The 21,767-nt window shown below is 58.4% G+C and carries 19 protein-coding genes; 10 read left to right on the top strand and 9 right to left on the bottom strand.

Features of this window, described 5'->3' with window-relative positions:
* Positions 1-100 precede the first annotated feature (100 nt).
* The 4 genes from rny to F4X57_12870 form a co-directional block, all read right to left on the bottom strand.
* Positions 101-1,705, bottom strand: a complete 1,605-nt coding sequence (rny, locus tag F4X57_12885) for a ribonuclease Y (protein ID MYC08045.1) — start codon at positions 1,703-1,705, stop codon at positions 101-103.
* Positions 1,706-1,969: 264 nt separating this feature from the next.
* Positions 1,970-2,269: a redoxin domain-containing protein gene (locus F4X57_12880; protein MYC08044.1), complete on the bottom strand. Its 300-nt coding sequence runs from the start codon at positions 2,267-2,269 to the stop codon at positions 1,970-1,972.
* 27 nt (positions 2,270-2,296) lie between these two features.
* The gene (locus F4X57_12875) at positions 2,297-2,497 is read right to left on the bottom strand and encodes a hypothetical protein (GenBank protein ID MYC08043.1); all 201 of its coding nucleotides are present in this window, start codon (positions 2,495-2,497) and stop codon (positions 2,297-2,299) included.
* Entirely contained in the window at positions 2,494-2,679 is a 186-nt protein-coding gene (locus F4X57_12870) for a hypothetical protein (protein ID MYC08042.1), read from the bottom strand. The genes F4X57_12875 and F4X57_12870 overlap by 4 nt, the downstream gene beginning before the upstream one ends.
* On the opposite strand from F4X57_12870, the gene F4X57_12865 reads away from it, so the two are divergent.
* The 9 genes from F4X57_12865 to F4X57_12825 all read left to right on the top strand — a co-directional run bounded on the left by F4X57_12865 (position 2,679) and on the right by F4X57_12825 (position 11,998).
* Positions 2,679-3,038 (top strand): hypothetical protein, encoded by a 360-nt coding sequence (locus F4X57_12865; GenBank protein MYC08041.1) that lies wholly within the window; start codon positions 2,679-2,681, stop codon positions 3,036-3,038. The two genes, F4X57_12870 and F4X57_12865, sit on opposite strands and share 1 nt — an antisense overlap.
* Before the next feature lie 180 nt (positions 3,039-3,218).
* Positions 3,219-4,610, top strand: a complete 1,392-nt coding sequence (locus F4X57_12860; protein ID MYC08040.1) for a nicotinate phosphoribosyltransferase — start codon at positions 3,219-3,221, stop codon at positions 4,608-4,610.
* Positions 4,611-4,849: 239 nt separating this feature from the next.
* Positions 4,850-5,419, top strand: coding sequence for a carboxymuconolactone decarboxylase family protein (locus tag F4X57_12855; GenBank protein MYC08039.1), 570 nt, complete (start codon positions 4,850-4,852; stop codon positions 5,417-5,419).
* Positions 5,420-5,560: 141 nt separating this feature from the next.
* A complete protein-coding gene (locus F4X57_12850) occupies positions 5,561-6,850 on the top strand; it encodes an MFS transporter (GenBank protein MYC08038.1) in 1,290 nt (429 codons plus the stop codon).
* A 187-nt stretch (positions 6,851-7,037) separates the two neighbouring features.
* Positions 7,038-8,492, top strand: coding sequence for a DUF1800 domain-containing protein (locus tag F4X57_12845; protein ID MYC08037.1), 1,455 nt, complete (start codon positions 7,038-7,040; stop codon positions 8,490-8,492).
* A gap of 51 nt (positions 8,493-8,543) precedes the next feature.
* Positions 8,544-8,744, top strand: a complete 201-nt coding sequence (locus tag F4X57_12840; GenBank protein MYC08036.1) for a hypothetical protein — start codon at positions 8,544-8,546, stop codon at positions 8,742-8,744.
* A 39-nt stretch (positions 8,745-8,783) separates the two neighbouring features.
* Positions 8,784-9,803, top strand: coding sequence for a hypothetical protein (locus F4X57_12835; protein ID MYC08035.1), 1,020 nt, complete (start codon positions 8,784-8,786; stop codon positions 9,801-9,803).
* Between the two features lie 11 nt (positions 9,804-9,814).
* Positions 9,815-10,360: a hypothetical protein gene (locus F4X57_12830; GenBank protein MYC08034.1), complete on the top strand. Its 546-nt coding sequence runs from the start codon at positions 9,815-9,817 to the stop codon at positions 10,358-10,360.
* A 504-nt stretch (positions 10,361-10,864) separates the two neighbouring features.
* Entirely contained in the window at positions 10,865-11,998 is a 1,134-nt protein-coding gene (locus F4X57_12825; GenBank protein ID MYC08033.1) for a DUF1501 domain-containing protein, read from the top strand.
* A gap of 132 nt (positions 11,999-12,130) precedes the next feature.
* On the opposite strand, the gene F4X57_12820 is transcribed toward F4X57_12825, so the two are convergent.
* From F4X57_12820 to F4X57_12805, 4 genes are all read right to left on the bottom strand, one after another.
* Positions 12,131-13,069 (bottom strand): TIGR03619 family F420-dependent LLM class oxidoreductase, encoded by a 939-nt coding sequence (locus F4X57_12820; protein MYC08032.1) that lies wholly within the window; start codon positions 13,067-13,069, stop codon positions 12,131-12,133.
* A 245-nt stretch (positions 13,070-13,314) separates the two neighbouring features.
* Entirely contained in the window at positions 13,315-14,646 is a 1,332-nt protein-coding gene (locus F4X57_12815) for an MFS transporter (protein MYC08031.1), read from the bottom strand.
* A gap of 27 nt (positions 14,647-14,673) precedes the next feature.
* On the bottom strand, positions 14,674-15,612 hold the full coding sequence (locus F4X57_12810; GenBank protein ID MYC08030.1) for an aldo/keto reductase: 939 nt from the start codon (positions 15,610-15,612) through the stop codon (positions 14,674-14,676).
* A gap of 36 nt (positions 15,613-15,648) precedes the next feature.
* Positions 15,649-17,043, bottom strand: coding sequence for a CoA transferase (locus F4X57_12805; GenBank protein ID MYC08029.1), 1,395 nt, complete (start codon positions 17,041-17,043; stop codon positions 15,649-15,651).
* A 551-nt stretch (positions 17,044-17,594) separates the two neighbouring features.
* Here F4X57_12805 and F4X57_12800 point away from each other — a divergent pair.
* The gene (locus F4X57_12800) at positions 17,595-18,593 is read left to right on the top strand and encodes a GNAT family N-acetyltransferase (GenBank protein ID MYC08028.1); all 999 of its coding nucleotides are present in this window, start codon (positions 17,595-17,597) and stop codon (positions 18,591-18,593) included.
* Here the strand turns inward: F4X57_12800 and F4X57_12795 are convergent.
* On the bottom strand, positions 18,525-21,695 hold the full coding sequence (locus F4X57_12795) for a glycosyl hydrolase (protein ID MYC08027.1): 3,171 nt from the start codon (positions 21,693-21,695) through the stop codon (positions 18,525-18,527). The two genes, F4X57_12800 and F4X57_12795, sit on opposite strands and share 69 nt — an antisense overlap.
* Positions 21,696-21,767 lie beyond the last annotated feature (72 nt).

The following is a 21,767-nucleotide window of genomic DNA, read 5'->3' as shown; positions in this document are numbered from 1 at the left end:
ATGAACGAAGAAACGAAACACCGCCATTGGCTTGATATTGAGCCGGTGGCGGTGTTTCTGTTTTCTTGCCCTCGTGCAATAATCGCGTCGGCGTAGGATCCTACCTCGCGTAACTGACGGTGCGGCTTTCGCGGATTACCGTTACTTTTATCTGGCCGGGATAGACCAGGGTCGATTCGATCTTCTTTACGATGTCGTTCGCCATTTTGGCGGCGGTGGCGTCATCTACGGATTGCGGCTTGACCATCACACGGACTTCTCGGCCTGCTTGTATGGCGTAACACTTTTCCACGCCATCAAAGGCGCGCCCGACTTCTTCGAGCTTTTCGAGCCGCTTGATGTAATTTTCCGCCGTGTCTCGCCGCGAGCCGGGCCGCGCTGCGCTGAGGGCGTCCGCCGCCGCAACGATAAACGCTTCCGTGCTGCTCATCACATCGTCGTGGTGCTCGGCGATGCAGACGCATACCGCCTTCGCAACGCTGTGCTTGGAGGCAATGTCCGCGCCGATTTCGGCGTGTGGTCCTTCAATTTCGTGTGACAGCGCCTTGCCGAGATCGTGCAACAGTCCGCCTGCCTTGGCAATCTTGACATTCGCGCCCACTTCAGACGCGATCATGCTTGCCAAGTGTGCCACTTCAATGCTGTGTTGTAGCACGTTCTCGCCGTAGCTATAGCGATACTTCAGCCGTCCGAGCAGCCGCACGATATCCGGATGCAGACCTCGCACTCCGACTTCGAGGGCGGCTTCTTCGCCGCACTTCCAGATTATGTCCGATACTTCCTTTTCCGACCTGCCCACCATCTCTTCGACGCGGGCAGGGTGTATCCTGCCGTCCGATACCAAACTGGTAACGGCTAGGCGGGCGATTTCCCTGCGCACGGGATCGAAGCAGGAAAGGGTTACCGCCTCCGGTGTGTCGTCTATTATCAGGTCAACGCCTGTTGCCTTTTCGATTGCTCGTATATTGCGCCCTTCACGGCCTATGAGACGACCTTTCATGTCGTCACTGGGGAGTTGCACTGTGGTTACTGTGGCTTCGGAGACCACATCTGCCGCGAACCTATGAATGGCAAGCGACAGGATATTGCGCGCCTTTTCATTGGCGTCGATCCTTGCCTGCTCTTCGAGGGCGCGGTAACGGATTGCTAGGTCGCGCTGGATTTCCTGTTCCGCGTTGTACATCAGCTCGTTGCGCGCGTCAGCCATGGACAACTCGCTGATTTCCTCGAGACGAACCAGCTGCTCGGAGCGCATCGCTTCTTGCTGCTGCTTGTGCTCTTCATTCATCTCGCGGATTTTCTGCTTTCGATTCGCCTGAAGCTCGGTCAGGGATTGCTTAAGGTCGCTGACCGACTTTTCCTTATCGGTCAGATTCCTTTCGCGGCGGTCCAAATTGCTGGCGCGCCGTTCGACATTTTCCTGCCTATTAGCAACGCGCCGCTCCGTGCGCTGAACATCGGAACGGCGTTCGCGGATTTCGGATTCTGCTTCCGTGCGGAACTGTAGGGCTTCCTCTTTGCCCTCAACTACGATTGCGCGCCGTTCGTCTTCGGCGTCTTCCAGTATTTGCGCTGCTTCCGATTTAGCAGCGTCGTAGGACTTCCTCTGCAGGAACCCCCTCCCGAAGTATCCACCTAGTGCCCCAATGGTAAGGCCTATGAGGACGGCGAGTATAATGAAAATAGTAAAGCCAATGCTAACCATACTCACCTCCCATAAGGTTGTTAACCCTAGATTATCTAGGTCTCCCGATGAACCAATCCTATATATATTGGCAACATGTGTCAAGGCGCGCGTTATTCAAAAATGCGCGGGCTTGGGCTTGCAAGGGCACGGCGAACACTAGACGTTTATACGCTGTTAGACTGCTAACTGGCAGTGCATCGCGGCACTTGCACAAGCACTGGGGAGACGAATCTAGCGGCGCGGAGCAGGCACCTGAGATTGTGCGCCAACTTTCCCGGCAAACTACCCTTCAAGTGCGCGCAGCTGCTCCAATACTGCCTGCGGACTAGGGCGGTCTGCCTTGTCGCCGCCGATGTACTTCCAGCGTATGGCGCCGCTCTTGTCGATGATGAAAGTCGCCGGCTTGGATATTTTGCCCGCCAAGACGCCGTAATTCTCAATGACGGTCGTATCCGAGTTGTACAGGATAGGAAAAGGCGGTCCCCAATTCTGTGCTGCCGATGTCGCGCCGGAAAGGTCGTCCGCACTCACCGCTAACACGATGGCATCCAGCCCTTCGATTTCCCCGTAATGGTCAGTCAGCTCAACGAGCTGAGCACGGCAGAACGGTCACCAGAACGCGCGATAAAACACCAGAGCCACATTCTTCTCGCCCCTGAACGCCGACAAATCAAAGTCGCCACTAAGTGCGCTAGGCAGCACGAATCCGGGCGCGATGTCGCCGACCTCTGTGCCGATATTTGCGTCCAAGCTTGCATCGCCGCTGTCCGTGCTGTCGTTTGCACCCAATGCAGGAGTAGGGGTTGTCAAAGCCACCACCGGCGAGGGTTCGGGCGTCGCCGTGTCAGCGGGAGCGGCGGTGGGCGGCACACTTGGCGGTGTTGCGGCAGTCGTCGCGGTCGCCGCCGGTTGCTCGGAAGTTGCGCTTGGCGCAGGCGTGGAAGTCGCAGCAGTGGCTGGTGTGGGTTGCTGTGGCGCGCTTGTGGGCGCAATGGCGACCGTAGCTGAAGCTGTGCTTGTCGGCATGGCTTGCGTTACCGGCATTGCCGCAATCGCGCTTGGCTGTACTGCGGTCGCAGGCGTGGCAGGTGATTGGGCGCTAGGCGACGCGGGCACGGCAGTCGGCATTGCATCCACGCGCTGGGCTGTCTCAGTCGAAGATGTCGCTGATGCGGGTTGCGTCGCCGATTGTATTGGCGCTGCCGGCGTACTGTCAGCGCACGCAGTCGCAGCCACACACATCAGTGTAACCACCGCGCCCAGCAGAATGTTCTTAGCATATAGCTTTATGTTCATCTTCAATTTAATCTCACGTACTAGAAATAATACCAGATTGTACATTCATCAATAGCCCCTTCCTTCAAGAGTAAGGAACTACAACGGTTTCTAATTCGCAGAGTATCAGATAATATGATGCTCAATCGCAGGAAAAGGTTGCCGCATTGATTCTGTCCATAACTCTGACCATAACATTGAACGCATATATCCGCTTTGGCGGACGCTGATGAACAACGATAGCAGCATATCGCAAATGCAATATACCGCGCATAACTCGCAGCAAAGCGCCGCTAACGACGTATCTTTGAACCTGTTCACTGACCTGTACGAGCTGACGATGGCACAAGCATACTGGCAGGCGGGCATTACGGCGGAGGCTTGCTTTAGCCTTTTCGTGCGCCGGCTGCCGGACAATCGCGGATACCTGCTATTCGCGGGTCTGGATGACATGCTGAACGCACTGGCAGATTCTTGCTTCACGGAAGGGGACATCGCTGCGCTGCGTTCGCTGCGTCTGCTTGACGACGACTTCTTGCAGTATCTCGCCCGCCTTCAATTCACCGGCAGCGCGCGCGCCATTCCGGAGGCGAGCGTGTTTTTCGCTAACGAGCCGGTCATCGAGGTTACGGCGCCCATCATCGAGGCACAGATTGTCGAGACACTCCTGCTGAACCTATTCAACGCGCAGACGATGCTCGCCACTAAGGCGGCACGAGTGGTGCATGCCGCGAGTGGCATAACGGTCATGGACTTCGCGGCGCGGCGCACGCAAGGCATCGACTCGGCAGTCAAGTTCGCGCGGTCGGCGTATATCGCGGGCTTTGCGGGGACTAGTAATGTGTTGGCGAGCCGGCGTTACGACATTCCCGCAATCGGCACTATGGCGCACTCGTTCATAACCTCGTTCGAGAGCGAGTTAGACGCCTTCAACGCATACGCCGACTCGTTCCCGCACAACTCGACATTGCTGGTGGACACCTACGACACGATGCAGGGGGTCCGCAATGCGGTCGCAGTCGCCAAGCGCATGCAATGGCAGGGACACACGCTCAACGCCATCCGATTGGACAGCGGCGACTTGCGTGCATTGTCCATCCAGGCGCGGCAAATGCTGGACGCGGCGGGGCTGCCTAATGTGCAAATTCTGGCAAGCGGCGGGCTGGACGAATTCCAAATTGACCGTCTGCTGCGCGAAGGCGCCGCAATCGACGGATTTGGTGTAGGCACGAACGTCGGCACATCTGCGGACTACCCATGGCTAGACTGTGTGTACAAGCTCGTGCAGTACGACGGCAAGCCCACGCTGAAGCTCAGCGAAGAGAAGGAAACGCTAGTCGGCGCAAAGCAAGTCTTCCGCCGCGTCGATGCGGGCAGCTTGTATCTCGGAGACACAATAGGCTGTGCAGACGAACCCGCCCCGGACGACGCCAAGCCGCTGCTAACTGAAGTGATGCGCGACGGCAAACGAACCGCTAAAGCGCCGTCATTGGACGAACTGCGAACACGTGCGGCGAAGGAATTGGGACGCCTGCCCGCGCCGCACAAGAGGGTGGAATCGCCCGCTGAATACCCGGTAACTGTTAGTGAGCGGTTGGAAGAGCGTCAACGGCGGGCGAAAAGGCGCATATTGGTTCAGGGGAAGTAACCGTCACACCATGACAGGTAAAGAGCGCGCTCAACGCAGGGACATTGGTATGATGTATCATCGGACGAAGCGCCGGTGGACCATTATTATTCCGAACACGGCGCCGCGAAGTAAAGAATCCGAAATCTCCGAACGCCAACAATCTACGACAGACCAACCATATTGAGAGTTGCAAATCGCCAAATCACTGGCACTATGCGAAGTGCAATACAAGAAGTGAAAATGAAAGAGGTAAACGCATGGCGCGTGTTCCATACATCTCCAGAGACGACCTGCCCGCGGACAAGCGACCGCTATACGACCACATCGAGCAGACGCGCGGCGGCATTGATGGCAATGGCATGCCGAATTCGTTCCGCTTGCTGCTGAACAGCCCGGACAGTGCGGAAGCCGTAGGCGCGCTCGGCGAGCACATCCGACTGCGTTCGTCGCTGCATCCGGCGTTCCGCGAGACGGCGATACTCGGCGTGGCGCGCACGCTCGACAGCCAGTATGTCTGGGCGCACCACGAACCGATAGCGCGGTCGGTCGGCGTGCGTGATGAAGTCATCGAATCCATCCGCAGTGGCAGAGCACCGATGGGCTTGCCACCGAAAGAAGGCGTGTTCGCGCAGGCGGGCAAAGAATTCGTGCGCAATGGCGCGCTAGGCGAGCGCACATTTCAGGCAGTCGAGCATCTGCTCGGTCCTGAAGGCGCAGTCGAGCTAGTAGTAGTCATCGGCTACTACACAATGCTAAACGCCGTGCTAGGCTCGCTCGGCATCGAACTAGACACCCATCTGGAAGCGACACTTCCTATACAATCTTGATGTGGCTCCGCACCTATTGAGTTGAGCGCAATAATCTTTTCCCCGGTAATCCCTTTACCCTTGGTAGGTTAGGGTACGGGTGAAGCCTATCCCATCACCAATACCACACCAATCACCACAACAAGTATAGGATACACCACAGTGCAACTCGAACCGGACGGCGAGCAAATCCCGTCTTCAACGCAACGCCGCTCACTGCGCGACAAGCTTTCGATGCCTGCGTGGTCGCTGTACGACTTCTCGGACACCATATTCTCGGCGAGCCTGCTGACATTCTTCTTCCCGCTTTGGGTCGCGGTGGACATGGAGGACGCGGGCGGCAGCGATGCGGTGTTCGCGTTTGTGCTGTCGCTGTCCGCGCTGGCGGTCGCAATCACCGCGCCCGTGATGGGAACGGTCTCGGACAGGCTCAACCGGCGCGTGCCGCTGCTCGGAGTCTGTGTGGTCGCGTGCGCCGCGTCCACGGCTGCGATAGGAATGTTCGGCGGGCTGACGACCGGGCTTGCGCTGTTCTTCATCGCCAATTTCCTATACCAGACGGGGCTGGTCTTCTACAACTCGCTCCTCGTCAATGTCAGTTCCGAAAGCACGCGAGGCGTGGTATCAGGCATCGGTGTCGGGCTTGGGTATGTGGGGCTGTTCGTGGCGTTCCTGATACTAGGTCCGCAGGTCGAGAAGTACGGCAACCAGTGGGCGTTCCTACCGACCGCACTGATGTATGTGCTCTTCGCCGCGCCGCTGTTGCTCATCGTGAAGGAAGGCGGCGTCCGCCATGCGCTCGACATCGCGCTCATCAGGGAATCATACGCGCAGTTGTACAGCACTTTCAGGCGTGCGCGGCATCACACCAACCTGTTCCGCTTCATCATCGCGCGCTTCATATACACAGAGGCGATCAACACAGTCGCCGCGTTCTATGTGCTGTATCTGGTGAACATCGGTGTCTTCACAGACGATGAAGCGCTGGACTTGGTAGTGCGCGTGTTGCTGCTGGCGTTCGTCGCCGCTGTCGTTGTCGGCTTCTTGGCGCGGCGGTTCGGCTCTAAGCGCGTGCTGCTGACAGGGATCGCAGGATGGGCGATATTCGTCGGCGCGGCGTCGATAGCAAGTACGCAGTCGGCGTTCTGGGTCATCGCGGTCATCGGCGGCTGTTTCTGGGCAGCGCCGCAGGTAGCCGACAGAGTGCTGCTGACGCGCATTGCGCCTGATGGTCAGATAGGCGAGTTCTTCGGGCTGTTCCAGATGTCCGGCAGGCTGTCGTCGGTGCTGGGGCCGCTGCTGTGGGGCTTGACCACGACATCGCTCATGCACCTGGGCGATTTCCGCTTCCGCCTCGCCATGATGACAGTGACGGCGTTCCTAGTAATCGGCTTCCTGCTTTTGCTATGGGTGCGCGAGCAGCGCGAAGAATCGGACATTGTGCAGCCGTAATAGCCATATTTGATCCTAGCTATCCTGTCCATCGCTGTTAGCGCTTGCGCCTCAAGTCGTTGACCGAAATCAGGCACACTGATAAACTCTCTTGAAGTATGTCTGCGGGCGTTGACTGCGCCCATTCCGGCATGTCCAGTATCTTGATTTAACAGGAACGAACTGACACTGAACTGGGAGGACCCAAATGACCACTGTGCAGTCGAAACAGGATGTCGCGCTAATGGCGCACCTGCTGCGAAGAGCATCCTTCGGCGCGACTCGGCGCGAAGTCGAGCAGCGCCTCGAAATGGGCTACGAAGCGACGGTCGAAGACCTGCTTTCGCGCGACAAGCCCTTCGAGATGCCCGAAGACATCATCCGACGCTACCATGTTGACCAGTCTGACCTGCGCAACGGTCCCGCCGCGCAAGCGCACTGGGTCTATCGCATGGCAACGACACCGAACCCGCTCGAAGAGAAGATGGCGCTGTTCTGGCATCGCATTTTCGCCACTGCCGCCACCAAGCTCATTCAGGCGCGCATGGTCGTCAACCAAGTCGAGATGTTCCGCAACTACGGAATGGGCAACTTCCGCGACCTGCTGGTCAACCTGTCCCGCGATCCCGGAATGCTGATGTGGCTGGACAATCAGGACAATCACAAGGGCGCCATTAACGAAAACTACGGCAGGGAAATACTCGAGCTGTTCTCTATGGGCGTGGGCAACTACACCGAAGAGGACATCAAAGAATGCGCCCGCGCGTTCACCGGCTGGAGCGTGGTTAACCCGGATTATATGTCCATCAAAATGCGCAACAACACCGCCCGTCCCTACGGTTACATTGCTTGGCAGTTCAACTACGACGAAGACGACCACGACCACGACGACAAGTTCTTCCTTGGCGAGACGGGCGATTTCAACGGCGAGGATGTCGTGGAAATCATCTGCAAGCAGGAAGCCACCCCGCGCTTCATAGCGCGCCATCTTTACCACTTCTTCGTGGCGGACGAGTCTCCCGTACCACAGTGGCCGTATGAAGACCCGAAAGACCCGGAAGCCATCGACCTGATGACGCAGGCATACTTCGATTCCGACTACGATATTTCCGCGATGCTGCGCGTGATGTTCAACTCCGACTTCTTCAAGGCAGAGGCGTCCCGCTTCGCGCGCATCAAGAGCCCGGCAGAAATGGTCGTTGGCACGCTGCGGCTGGCAGGCGGTCTTGAGCTGCCGTCGATGGAGACTTACGCAGCCGCCGGCGTCTGCTCGCAGATGGGGCAGGCGCTATACGCTCCGCCGAGCGTAGAAGGCTGGCAGGGCGGCGCCGAGTGGATTAACACCGGCTCCTATGTACACCGCATCAACTTCGCGAGCAAGGTATTGGGCAACCCGAACAAGCCCGGCCTGCGCATGCTCATCAACGACATACGCGAGTACGCGGACAATGGCGCAATCAACGCCGAGACGCTCGTTGACGCCTGCTTCGAGGTTATAGGCCCCATGCCTGTTCTCGACACCACGCGGCAAGGGCTGATCGACTACGCCGCCAAGTGGGGCGACCTGACATTCGATGACGAAGACGCCGCCACCTACGCCGAGCAGAAGATAATCACCATGCTGCAGATGGCGGTGACCACGCAGGAATACCAGCTGGCGTAAGAATGAAAGAGCGGAATGGCGACACCACCGGAAACTGAACAGAGACAATATATGGACAGAGACCTGGGGCTAAGAGACCTAGGACTAATTGAGAGCAGACAGGAGCAAGGACTAAAGCGGCTGGAAGACTTGATAGAGACGGTTCGTGAACTTGACAGGAAAACCAACCGTCACTTCGTCGCGCTGCTGTCAATTACGATAGGTGGGTTCATTATGCTGGCAAACATGATAGCGCGCCTCTCTGCCGTATAAAGCCATAGAGCGGAAGCGCACTTGTAAGGGACTAACAACATGGCAACACAGACAACCACAAAACCGTTTACCCTACAGTATGTGGACACCATAGGCTTCGTCGCCGACCAAGGGGGACGGGGATTCCACCTTCCCACCGACATGGTGATACGCGACGATGGCAGGATATTCGTCGGCAGCCGCAGCAACACCACGGCACGCGACATCGTGGGCATCCAGATGGCGACCGTTGACCACCAGTTTTTCGGGCAGCTCTACGGGTACGGCACGGGCGACGGGCAGATGGTATGGCCATCCGCGCTCGCGCTTGACAGCGACAACATGCTCTACATGGCAGACGACTTTTTGCAGCGCATCACCGTGTACGACCAGAGCGGCAAGTTCGTCACCAAGTGGGGCACGGTCGGCGCTGGCAACGGCGAGTTCGATGGACCATCGGGACTGATATTCGACGCGGATGATAACCTGCTGCTCGTTGACCACCGCAACCACCGTGTGCAGAAGCTTGACAAGGACGGCGAGTACATCAGCAAGTTCGGCTCTTACGGCAGCGGCGACGGCGAGTTCAACCTGCCGTGGGGCATCGCGCTCGACAGCGCCGGGCTGATATACATCGCGGACTGGCGCAACGACCGCGTGCAGAAGTTCACGCCCGACGGCGAGTTCATTGCGGCATACGGTAGCAGCGGCGACGGCGGCGGCGAGTTCAACCGACCGTCCGGTCTCGCCGTGGACTCGGACGGCAACATGTATGTCGCCGACTGGGGCAACCAGCGCGTGCAAGTGCTAGACCCGGACGGCGGATACATCACATCCCTGCGCGGTCAGGCGACACTTGGCGAATGGGCGGTCGAATACCTAAACGCCAACGCCGACGAGCTGGACGCCCGTTCCCGCTTCGTCCCCGAATTCGAGGTCGATGTGGACGACCAGCACGAAGCGTCCGCGCGCATCGAATCATACTTCTGGGACCCGGTAACCGTCGTCCTAGACGAACAAGAGCGCGTGTACGTGCTAGAGACCTGCCGCCACCGCTTCCAGGTGTATGAGAGGGTGTAGAAAAATAAACAATGCAAGCTCATCTGACACTGCACAAGACTTACTACAATCAAGGATTTTGGAATATCCCTGTTGACCTTGATCGCTATGTTCGCAAGGATGAGGGGCCAATAACGCTCGTACTTGGCCAAACTGGACGAGAAGTTCAAGCATTCGTTAATCGAAGCGCAAATCAGAATGGCACTGCGCGTATTATGGGCGGGAGTGCATTAAGAAAATGGTTTCGGCAAAACTGTGATGTAATGGATGATGTTCCGGTGCGTTTCGCTTCGCCGGATCGGATTATTCTAGGTATGCAAAGCAGGGACGGCTCTTTGGACAAACAGTTTCTGCGAATTAAAGTAACCGAACACGGCGTTACAATTCCCAAATCCCTTCTGCCCGATGTCGATGAGGTCGAGCTCCGGGAGAGCAACGGCTTTATTGAGATTGCGCCGGTTGACGAGAACGGGCAAATCCCTTTGCGTCAACTGGGGCGCAAAACCAACCCTAACCGGAAGGGAGGCATCCCAAAGGACGATCCTCTTTGGGGATTGGGATGCAATCCCTGTATATGACCCGGAAATCACTGACGGTTCAGTAAACCATGACAAGTATATCTACGGATTATAGCCAGTCATATGTGACATCCGTGTTTCTTGATACGGGCTATCTTATAGCGCAAACGATAAGGAATGATCAACATCATACTGACGCAATCAGGCACTAGCGAAATCTGTCACATGACCGACTTAACTTTGTAACCACCACTCTGGTGTCGGTTGAAACAGTTACATACATTAATGCTAGAGGCTTTCATTCCGAAGCGGTGACAGTCGGAAATATGTTGCTGAACAGCCCTTCAATCCGCCTGATTCACGCCGACGAACCTCTACTTATGGAAAGCTGGAGTATTTCAAGCGACACGACGACAAGAGGTATTCACTGGCTTACTGCGTTTCGTTTATCGTGATGGAAAGATATGATATTTACACTGCTTACGCTTTTGACAAGGACTTTATTCAGGCAGGCTTCAATAATAGAGCCGATGCGCTCTTGATAACTTAGGAGGAGCAAATCCCATGAGCAGTAACGGCAAAAACCGCAAACTCGTGGTCGTGCAGCTTTCCGGCGGCAACGACTACCTTAACTGTATCGTGCCGTACAACGAGCCGCTTTACATCGACAACCGCCCGAATATCCGCATCGAACCGGAGCGCGCGCTGCCGCTCGACGAGAACTACGGGTTCAACCCCGGCATGGCGCCGGTCAAGGACTTGTGGGACGAGGGGAAGGTCGCCATCGTTCACGGCGTCGGCTATCCGACCCCCAACCGCTCGCACTTCCGCTCGATGGACATCTGGCACACCGCCGAGCCCACGAAGGTCGGCGATCAGGGCTGGCTTGGGCAGGCGCTGCGCGAGATGGACCCCAGCGGCGAGAATGTCGTAGGCGGTGTGAACTTCGGCGCCGGGCTGCCGCGCGCGCTCGTATCTCCCGGAGTGCCGGTCGCGTCCGTAACCGATCTCGAAAGCTACGGCTTGCTGAACGACATCGACGGCGACGATCAGCGCGCCGAGGCGCTCGAAGTGTTCGCGAACATGTACACGCAGGCTATTGGCAGCGGTCCCGTGATGGACTTCCTCAGCAAGACCGGCTTGGACGCTCTGCGCGGCGCGGACATTCTGCAAACAGCCCCGCAGAAGTACCAAAGCGATGTGGAGTACGGATCGGACTCGTACGGCAAGAGCATGAAGGGCGTGGCGCAGGTGCTGCTCGCCGATGTGGGCACGCGCGTCTGCTACACGCAGCACGGCAGCTTCGACACGCACACCAACGAGTACGCACTGCAAGAGCATCTGTGGCGCGATGTGTCCGCCGGCATCTACGACCTGTACACCGACCTGAAACAACACAACGCCGGCGACGATGTGCTGATGCTGGTCTTCTCCGAGTTCGGCAGGCGCGTCAAGGACAACGGCAACGGCACCGACCACGGTTCCGGGGGCGTATCACTGCTCATAGGCGATGGCGTAAAGGGCGGCCACTACAACGAATACCCGTCCCTAGAGCCACACACGCTGGTCGAAGGCGACCTAGCCTTCAACTACGACTTCCGCGGCTTGTACACCGAAATCCTAGAAGACTGGCTAGAAGTAGAAGCTAAGCCTATAGTGCAAGGCACATACGAGAAGGTGGGGGCGCTCGTGGTATAGCGCGAACCTTTACCGTCAAATCCGGTCAATCATAAATAGAGCGGGGCAGTCTTACGACTGCCCCTTCGGTTATTGGAATGCCGCAATAGTCCATTCCCTCACTAGGAAAGGGACTCTCGCGGACACAACGCCCTAAATTTCCGCACGCGGCGCTACTCTTTCGGCGAAGTGTTCTAGGATGCGTATGCACTCCTCGATGTCGTTTGTCGGGAAGTCATAGGTGAGTTGGTGGATGCCGATGTCGGCGCACTTCTTGATGTCCTCGATGACGGTTTGGGTACTGGCGGAGATGCCTGCGCCCGCATTCTCGTTTCCGCTGCCTGATCCCGAGACGCCGATGTCGGAGAAGTGTAAGCTGCGCTTCAGCGAGATGGTGATTTCATCGGCGCTGCGGCCCTCTGATTCCACCTGCTGATACAGGTACGGCAGGTTGCGCGAGACATATTCCGGTGTCTGCCGCGACGGATGCCACGCATCGCCGTACTTCGCGGTTCGTCGCAGCGCGCGGCGGGTGTGTCCGCCAACCCAGATTGGTATGCGCGGCTGCTGCAAGGGCTTCGGCTCGAAGAATATGCCGTCGTAGCTATAGTAGTCGCCGCTGTACGACGGCTCTTGTTCGCCCCACAGGTTGAAGAAGATTTCGAGCCACTCGTTGGTCATTGGGCCGCGCTCGGAGTAAGGCACATCCAGCGTCTCGAATTCTTTTTCCAGCCAACCCACGCCTACGCCGCAGACGGCTCTGCCCTTGGACAGGACATCAAGCGAGGCGAATATCTTCGCCTGCAATATGGGGTTGCGGTATGGCACGATGACTACGGTGCTGCCGATGCGGATTGTGCTTGTGCAGGCGGCGAGATAGGTGAGGACGGTGAGGGTTTCAAGGAACGGCGCATCGTGCGGGCGGCGGAACGAGCCGTCGTCGGTGTACGGGTATTGGTTTGTAGGAGCGGTCGGAAGCACAATATGGTCGCCAATCCACACCGACTCGAAGCCAAGTTCTTCAGCCTTTTGCGCGAACCTGCACAGTTCGTCACCGTCCATCGTGTTGGGCACATTGAAGCCATATTTCATAGTTTCATCCTTCCTATTCTGGCTATCCTGTTAGCCATTTCATCGCCGCAGCCGAACCTTGAAGCTCTTGCTTGGACGGTTCGACGGCGCGTTCGCAACTCCATGACAGTCGCCTACCGTCGTCTATGCCGTGCCAATACGCTATCTGTGGTGATTATACACAACAAGCGGAATGCGAGAATGCGCCCGTCCATAAGGGCGGTATGTGCGCGATTCATATCAAAGACACGGGCAACGCAACATGCCTACCGCACATCACTCGCCGCACTTGCCTGACCCGGCATCCGCGCCAGCAGTATGACGAACGCGCCGATGAACGCCATCACCGTGAATGTGAGGAACGGGATGAAGTAACTCTGCCGCAGGTCGAAGATTAGCCCTGCCATGAACGGCGCGATTATCATCGCTATGTTCGACGGCACCATGTTCAGTCCGAGTATCGAGCCGAAGTTTTTCCTGCCGAAGAAGTCGCCGATGATTGCCGTCAGCAACGGCACGCGGCCGCCGAATCCCGCGCCCCATAGCACTGCGAACGCCCACGCCATCGGCAGCGTGTCCGTGAAAGTCAGGATTGCCATCGCGAACGCCTGCATCAGCATGCACACAAACAGCACCGCGACCTTCGATGTGCGGTCCGCCAAGTATCCCGCCACGAAGCCGCTGAACAGCGCGACGGTCGTGTACAGCGTAACCACGAAGTTCGCTGTTATCAGCGATATGCCCGAGTCCGTGAGCTTTGGCACGAGATGCACCGACAGCGACACTATCGACACCACGGATGTCAGCCGCGCGACGGCTATCACCCAGAACGCGAGCGTCTTCAGCGCCTGTCGCGGCGTCATCTCATTGGCGTCTGCCGATTCTGCTTGCGCGGATTCGTCCTGACTTACGGTAGATTGCCTTGCTTCAGTCTCGGCGGATGCGGGCGGAGTCGCTCTTGGGCGCGGTATTCGGTCTCCGTCCGGACCGGTGCCTATGTCTTCCGGGCGATTGCGCACGAATTGCGACGCCGGCAATGCCACCACAATCAGTATCACGCCGATGACCAGCGCGGTCAGCCGAAAGCCCTCGTTCTCGATTCCCCACGCCATCATCGGGACGAGAAAGCCGCCGAACTGAATGCCCGATACTGCGACCGACATTGCGAGCGCGCGGCGGCGTGCGAACCAGTTGTTTATCAGCGTTACGAACGCTATCCAACCGCCTATGCCCGACCCGAGCGAGATGGTGAGATACGCAACATAGAACTGCCAGACAGACTCTATCTGCGAGAAGAATACGAAGCCCAGACCCATAATCAGATAGCCGACTACGACCATCTTGCGAGTGCCGAGCCTATCGACGAGAAAGCCCTCTACCGGACCGAGCAGCGCACCTTCCGCGCGAGAAAGCGAGAATGCGCCGGATAGCGTGGTGCGATTCCAGCCGAAGTTGCGTTCCAGCGCGACAAAGAACGTGCCGACGCCTTGGAACACGGTAGCGGACATCAGCATCAGCATGAAGCTGGCGATGCCTACCAGGTACCATCCATAAAACAGGCCGCTAAGTGTGGCATAAGACCGTCGGAGATAGCGCATATCGTCGCCGCGCGAGGCTTTTCGATTCTAAAGCGAATCCAGCCGCGCAACTATCTCCTCAGGCAAGTCGATGGATACCGCAGCCGCGTTGCTCTGCGCTTGCTCAGGCCTCGATGCGCCGACTATCACCGATGTTATCTGCGGACGGGACAGCGTCCAAGCGATGAGCAGCTGCGGCACGCTGACCGACAACTCTGCCGCCGCGTCCTTCAGCGCGTCCACCATTCTGAAGGTACGCTCGTTCCAATAGGTGTCCTTCGCACGTTGGGCATGCCGTGATGCCATGTGACTGTCGTCCGGTGGCGGTGAACCCGCGCTGTAGCGCCCTGTCAGCACCCCGCCCATAAATATCTGGTATGGAATGATGCCGACATCTTGATTGGCGCACGCGTCGAAAAGCTCGCCTTCGATGTCGCGCTTGGCTAGGTTGTACTCCGGCTGCACCGACTCGAAGCGCTCGAAGCCGTCCCTGTCGCTGACCCAGAGCGCGCGCATCAGCTGCCAAGCCGCAAAGTTGGAGCAGCCGATGTAGCGAATTTTGCCCTGCCGCACCATATCGTCCAGCGTCTTCAGCGTCTCCTCCAACGGCGTGTCCGGGTCGAAGTAATGCACCTGATACAAGTCGATGTAGTCCGACTTCAGGCGTGTCAGGCTCGCGTCAACCGCGTCCATGAGGTGCTTGCGCGACAGGCCGACATCGTTGGGGCCCTGTCCGGTAGCAATGAACCCTTTCGTAGCGACGACGAAATCGTGGCGATGGCTGCGCACTGCCCTGCCCACGACGACTTCCGAATGCCCGGAATTATACGCGTCCGCCGTGTCAATGAAGTTGATGCCCGCATCGAACGCCGCGTCGATAACCGATTCCGCGCGGTCATCGTCCACATAGCCCGCGCCGAACATATTCGTCCCCACGCAAACCCGCGACACCTTCATCCCACTGCGACCAAGCCTCACATATTCCATCTATATCCTGCCTACCCTGTATATTATCTATCCTGTCTATTCATGCCAGGTGCGCTCAGGCCAGACCGCATCGTGATGACCAAGTGGCACAGCCGGTCGCGCCCAGTGCGGCTGCGTCTCGGAGAGTTGCAGTGCGGGCGCAAGGTGGCTGACTTTACCGATGGCAAGATCGCTCTTCGTTGACCAACTTGCGATTTCTTCGGCGGTGAAATCTTGCGGCACATCGCGCAATTTTGACTCTGCCACCTGACCGCGCTGCAATAGCCAGCGTCCCGTCTGCGCCAGTGAAATAGACACCAACCAACTGCCACCTTCGGTTACGCGCCGCGCGAGTGCCAGCAGCGCGCCAAACGCCATCAGGTAGCCGGTCAGGTAGTCTATCGCCGACACTGGGTAGAACTGGGGACCCGGTTCTGCGGCGGGGAACAACTCGCCCTGCCGCGCCGTGATACCGCTGACCGTCTGCACCACCGTATCAAAGCCGCGCCGCGCTGACCACGGACCAACGCGGCCGAACGCTGATAGCGAGATATAGACGATGCCCGGGCGCAACGCCGCCAGGTCATGTGGAGACAGCCCGCGCCGCGCAAGAGTGCCGGGGCGGTATCCCTGCGAAAACACATCCGCATCGCGCACCAGTCCGCGCAGCCTATCAAGGTCTGCCGCATCGCGCAAATCGAGATGCGCGGATAGCTTGCCATGTCCGGTGTCGAATTCTTGCGAGCCGATGCTTGGCAGATGCGCGCCGGTGATTTTCAGCACATCGGCGCCGTGTTCTGCCAGCGTGCGTGCGCAAGTCGGACCGGCGAGCACGCGCGTCAAATCAAGCACGCGGACGCCGGAAAGAGGTCTGGCACCGTCGGGTAGCGGTTCGCGTGGCGCATCGCCAATCTTCGTGATTTCCAACAACGGCAGCGACGCTACCGCTGCCGATTGCGGGTGCTGCGCCCATTCGTCCAAGGTACGCACCATGCCGCCTGCGCCGCCAGCCGCGATAATAGCCTCCTCCAGTTGCAGCGCGTCCCACTGTGATACGGCGTTGCGCACGGCGTCGTTGTCCTCATCGACACCCAGCACGGTGAGCGCGGCATCGCGGTGATTGGGGAAGTTGCAGTGCAAGTAACTCCAGCGACCATTCTTCGCCGGGTAAACGCCCATCAACGGATGCCGCTCAGCCGCGATGGATTGCCCATCCTGCATCATGTATTTGCTGCTGCGAAGCGATGCCGTAGCTCGTCGAACATCCACGCCGATGTCCTGCCCGCGTTCCGTGCGTAGCCGCCAGATGTCCGACACGGCAAGCCCTACGGCGGCAAGACTCGCCGCAGCCGTCTCGCCGATGCGAAACGGAGTGGGCAGTATCGGGTCAACACTGTCGCTAAATTCGACCTCGTTCTCACGCGCATCGTCCCAGCCCGCAACCGCCGTCAGCGTGGATAGCGTATCTTTGAACACCTTTGCACTTCTCCCGGACTTGATCCCTGAGCCAAATAGCGCGACCGCTTTATTTATTCAGCCGAATTTGGTTAATTCGCGTTAATTCGCCGCTTCTGAACACGCACATTGTCTTCTTGGCGCTTCATCGCGCGCATTCGCCAATACGCTGCTCCCACGAACATAACCACAAATACCGCGACCACTATCGCCCATTCCATGCTGCGTCTTCCCAGACACAAGTCGCTGACAATTCTACGATATGAACTCGCTGATGCGTTGTTGATGGAGACATTGCTCCCATCCTAACTTTCGCCCTTGATGGGCTGACCGATGGAAGGGAATTATGAATTCACCATTGCAATTTGAACACATTCAGTCATTCTTTGTAAATGCGCAAGGTGAATCGGCTAGAATATATCAGTGTGAAGTTCCTGCACAATTGACATTTCTGAACATTCCAAATGCTCCAAAACTTTTGGGACGGATATGTCATACCGAGCAAATTCATTGCATATACAGAGCAGGGTGAGATAATTTGAGCTGCAATTCTCTCAGTCCTGTGCACTTTACAGGCATTAGACAGGAGCAAACGATTGAGACACGAAGCGCCGTTGAACTCCAATCTCACGGACGAGCTGCTTGACCTTTGGCTGCCGATATTTGACGGCGCGATTGATTTGACGCGAGAGGCGTTGCTGGGCGCGGAAGTGCCACACTCGCTCATCACGGTCTATACGCGCAGGTTAAATGGCAGGCTTGCGGGCGCTTGTCTGGTGGCGTCTTCGCATGCGACGCCCAGCATCGGCGGCTTGGGCGAAGTGGCGACGACACCTGCGGCACGGCGTACCGGCATCGCAACCGCGCTCACGCAGCAGGCACTCGACGACTTCGAGGCACGCGGCGGGCAGGCGCTGTTTCTCGGCACGGTCAATCCGGCGGCGGCGCGAATATACCACCGGCTCGGATGGCGCAAACTCGCCGGCGCACGATTGATGCTCAAAGTGGCAAGCGGCGCATCGCCCGAAGAGTGGTTCGTGGATTACTTCCGCGCCTTGCGTACTGCGTCGGTCGAAGTGCGCGCGCTCACGCCCGCAGACCGCGCGCCGATGATACCACTGCTCGTCGCGCCGCACGACTGGCACACGCTTGATGCCAATACGGATATGAAATCCACGCGATACGCTATACAGGACTCATGCCTAGGATTGTACCGACGATACGCCGCCATTGCCGCAGACGGTCGCGGCGCGTGGTTTGTCGCAAGCGCTGATGGCGGGCAAGCCGTCGGGCTATCCACCGCGCGGCTGGATGATGCCGGCGACTGCCGCGTGGACGGATTTACGAGCCGCGACCACATCGCTTATTGGCAGACGCTGATCCGGGCAGCGGCAGATTGGGCTTCCAGTCAGACCGCCGCCCGAGTATATGCGAATGTTGCTGTCGAAGACGAAGAGAAACGCGGGATGTTCGAGGCGCTAGGCTTCCGCGCGCGGCACGATGGCGGGAATCTCCAACTCCGCGAGCAGGTTTTGGAACTCGTCTAGGTCCTCGTCCAAGACGGATTGCAGCGCGTCGAACTGCTCACCCAGCAAGCCCTCGAAGTACGCGAACACATCGTAAGCCTGCTGCGGCGGGCGATAGTCGCCGACGGATACGACCGGCACAAGCCCCGCCAGTTTCGCGTTCAGCTTGATGGGCATGTGCAGCCTGTCGCGTGCACCCTTGTACTCTGTCTGGATTAGCGCGGATTCGATGTCGTCCAGCTTCGAGTTGAGCGCTGTGGCGGCGTCCGATACTGCATCCTGCGCCGCCGTGCCTTCAGCGCGCTTTGCCCAATCGCTCACCTGCGATCGAGTGCTGCGCAGTTTGAGAATATTGTCGTGCGTCTCCGAGATTTTGTCGCGGAGCTGCATCATCAGCGCGAACTGCGCGTCGAAGTCCTCCTGCGTGGCGTTGACGCGCGGGTCTTTTACCATATCAAAGGCTTGCGTCTGCGACTGCTCGCCGACGGTTACCCGCACCTGATACGAACCCGGCGGAGCGAGCGGTCCGCGCCCGACATCGCCGGTCGTTTTGTCGCCAGGCACTTTGTGCGCGCCGGGATAACGCATGTCCCAGTCAAAGCGATTCATGCCCGCTTCTGCCGGCACGCGCGGGTCGGCGTCTTCAGCGTCGGCGTCATCGTCCGCCTTCTTGCTTGAGAATGCTTTGATTTCCGCGCCTTCGGAGTCGAGGAATGTGAGAGTAACTTCGCCGTCGGGCTTGTCCTTCAGCCAATACCAGACGCGCACGCCATGCGGTTCGTTTTCGCCCGCGTCCAGCGTCTTGCGGATTGCCTCGCCGTATTCGCCCTTCGTGTCGATGAACGCGACTGCTGCGCCAAGCGCGAGCTGGTAGTCCTTCGCCGGGCTGCCGTCGCGACCGCGGAACGGCGCGGCAAGACGAATCTTTCTGGGCGGCTTCAGGAGGTACATGTCCTCGCCTGCGAAATCGCCTGATGCTTGTCGCAGGTGGCTCACACCGTCCATAATCCAGAACGCGCGCCCGTGCGTGGCGACGACAATATCGTCGTCCTTAATGGCGATGTCATACACCGGCGCTACCGGAAGATTACCGCGCATCAAATGCCAGTTCGCGCCGTCGTCGAACGACACATAAATGCCCAGCTCCGTGCCGGCATACAGTAGTCCGGCGCGCTCCGGGTCTTCGCGAATGCTGCGTGTGATGTCATCGGTGGGCAGATTACCCACGATGCTCTGCCAAGTCTCGCCATAGTCGGTCGTCTTGAATAGGAACGGGCGATTGTCGTCGAACTTGTAGCGCGTACCGGCAAGGTATGCCGTTGCCGCGTTGTGAGGGGATATTTCGATCATATCCACGCGCGTCCACTCTTCGAGATCGGGCGGCGTGATGTTCTGCCAGTTCGCGCCGCCGTCGCGCGATAGATGCACCAGCCCATCGTCCGATCCTGCCCAGAAAACGCCCTTTTCGTGCGGCGATTCGAGGAACGCGAACACAGTGCAGTATGTCTCCGCGCCTGAGGCGTCGCCGGTGATGTCGCCGCCGGATGGCTGCAGCTTGTCCGGGTCGTTGCGCGTCAAATCCGGGCTGATTGGCCCCCAGCTTTCGCCTTGGTCTGTCGAGCGGAACACGACATTACCCGCCGCGTACAGCACGCCGGGGTCGTGCGGAGAGAACTGTATCGGGTATGTCCACTGGAATCTGTAGCGCGCGTCAACGGGTCCGTAGCCGGTATTCAGTTCGGGCCAAACGGTGATGATTCGCACCTGCCCGGTGGAATGGTCGTAGCGCAGCATATTACCGCCGCCGCCTGGAGAGGAGCCTATCGCGCCTGAAATGACGACATTCGGATTCGTCGGATCGACCACGATGTAACCGCTCTCCGAACTTGCAGTTGGGTAGCAGTCGCCCCACGGTATCGCGCCCTTGTTGGATCGCGACGGCACGCTGATGGCGCTGTTATCCTGCTGCGTGCCATAGACGCGGTAGGGAAACTGCGTGTCGGTGGTTACATGGTAGAACTGCGCCGTCATCTGGTTGTAGATGGTGGAGAATGTCTCGCCGCCGTTGTAGCTTACGCACGCGCCGCCGTCGTTGCCCTCGATCATCCGACGCGGGTTGCGCGGGTCTATCCAAAGGTCGTGGTTATCGCCATGCGGCGTGTTCACCTGCGTCCAAGTCTTGCCGGCGTCTGTGGACTTCCACGCGTCGTAGTTAAGCACCCAAGCGGTATCGGCGTCTTGCGGGTCGGCAAAGATGTGCTCGTAGTACCATGGGCGTCCCTGCAGGTCGCGGTTGTCGGAGGCGAGCTGCCATGTGTCGCCGTAGTCGTCGGAGATGAACACGCCCGGTTCGCGCGCTTCTATGGTGGCGTAAATGCGCCCTGCCTTCGCTGGAGAGACTGCCACGCCTATCTTGCCGAACGGCTTTTCCGGCAGTCCCGGGTTATCCGAAATATCGTCCCAAGTGTCGCCGCCGTCTCTGCTGCGCCACAACCCGCTGTCCGGACCGCCGCTGGTCAAGTTCCAGAAATTGCGGCGCACTTGCCAAATCCCGGCGAACATCACGCGCGGGTTGTTCGGATCGATGCTGAGGTCGCTCGCGCCGGCGTTCTCGCTCTTGTACAGAACTTGCTCCCAATTTTTGCCGCCGTCCGTGGAGCGGAATATGCCGCGCTGCTCATTAGGACCGAATGCATGCCCCAAAGCGGCTACATAAACAATGTCCGGGTTCGTCGGGTGTATGCGCACGGTCGATATATGCCGTGTGTCTCCGAGTCCGAGGTGAACCCAAGAATGACCGCCGTCGTTCGACCTATACACGCCGTCGCCGTGCGTAACATCAAGGCGAATCGTGGCTTCGCCCATGCCGGCATATACCACACTGGGGTCGGAGTCGGACACGGCAATAGCGCCAACGGAGGCAGTCTTAAAGTATCCGTCGGATACGTTTTCCCAGTATGTGCCGCCATCGTAAGTCTTCCACACGCCGCCCGCGCACGCCCCAAAATAGAACGTGCCGATGTCCGAAGGGTCCCCCGCTACCGCAACCACGCGCCCGCCGCGCGGCGGGCCGATGCAGCGCCATTTCACCGCATTCAGCATCTTCGGGTCAATATCGTTCATTCGATTCTGAAGCGCCATACCGTCAAACCTCCGCTCCATTCGCTGTCATAGTTCAAGCGTCAATTTCAAGCC

It is taken from the genome of Chloroflexota bacterium, assembly GCA_009840355.1.
GTDB lineage: Bacteria > Chloroflexota > Dehalococcoidia > Lucifugimonadales > JADFKI01 > Bin90.
This window is presented reverse-complemented; position numbering and strand designations above follow the sequence as displayed.